1 protein-coding gene and 1 pseudogene are annotated in these 1090 nt (G+C 68.1%); both read right to left on the bottom strand.

Annotation, left to right across the window (positions count from 1 at the left end):
• Positions 1-454, bottom strand: a 454-nt coding sequence (locus FV220_RS25045) for a hypothetical protein (RefSeq protein WP_147833589.1), incomplete at its 3' end; no start/stop codon positions are given.
• A gap of 155 nt (positions 455-609) precedes the next feature.
• Positions 610-1090: pseudogene (locus FV220_RS25035) on the bottom strand (hypothetical protein); the annotation flags it as partial.

The following is a 1090-nucleotide window of genomic DNA, read 5'->3' as shown; positions in this document are numbered from 1 at the left end:
GTGCGGGCGCCTGCGAGACGGCGGGAGCCTGGCGGCGTTCGCCCTCCGGCACCGTGATCCGGAAGGTGTAGGGCACCGTCGTTCCGTCGGGGAAGGTCACGGCGACGGACAGGGTATCGAGACCGGAGAAATCGGGCCGTGCGGTATAGAAGATCGACATCGAATCCTTCTTCACGTCCTCGCAGCCATCCACCTGCCGGATCGTGGCGCCCCGCTCGTCGATCTTGTTGCTGAGGATCCTGAACTCGCGGCGTATTTCGACGCGTCCGCCGCGCGGTGGCGAGACCATATCGACCAGGGCCGCCTTGGAGCGGCATCCTTGCGTCGGAAAGTAATGGGTGAAGCCCTGGAGGAAGATCCGCTGGCCCGGGCGGGCGGTCTTGTTCTCGGTCTCCGCCTGCGCCGGCAGCACGAGGCCATGCCCGAGGAGGCCGGTGAGGCCGGCGAGCGCCAAGGATCGAAGGGCAAAGGATCGGAGGGCCAAGGATCGGAGGGCCAAGGATCGCAGGGCCAAGGATCGCAGGGCCAAGGATCGCAGGGCCAAGTTCGGGAGACGGTGTTTCATGGGGCTTCTCCTCGGCTTCGGGACGGGCGTGTCGTGGCGGGCGCTCAACCGGGGCTGGACCGCTCCAGGACCGGCTTGCCGCCATCCGTGCGGAAGCGGACGGTGTAGGTGCTGTTGGACGTCTGGGCGCTGCACGTGATCACCACGGGACCGCCCATGGGGTTGGGCATCTCGCAGACGCCCTTGGCCTTCACGAGGAGGCTCTGGCCGCGCTCCTCGTACATGACTTCGTCGATGGGCTGACGCAGGGTGCCGCTCTCGACCCATCCCTTCGCCGATGCGAGGAAGCTGACCTCCCGGTCGTCGGTGGTTCCGAACACGAACTCGGCCCGTGCCGACCCGGTGGTGGAGGAATTCCTGGCGGTGGGGGCGCAGGACGCGGTGATGTCCTCGCCATCGACCACCAGCGATTCGCAGCGGCCCTTGAAGGTCAGCTTCAGGACCATCCCCGGCGGTGTCTCTCCCGTCTCCGTCCCCGCATTGTCCCGGGGCACGGGCGGCGAGGCCGGGCGCGCGGTCTCGGCC

The sequence above is a fragment of the Methylobacterium sp. WL19 genome (assembly GCF_008040005.1).
GTDB classification, from domain to species: Bacteria; Pseudomonadota; Alphaproteobacteria; order Rhizobiales; family Beijerinckiaceae; genus Methylobacterium; species Methylobacterium bullatum.
This window is presented reverse-complemented; position numbering and strand designations above follow the sequence as displayed.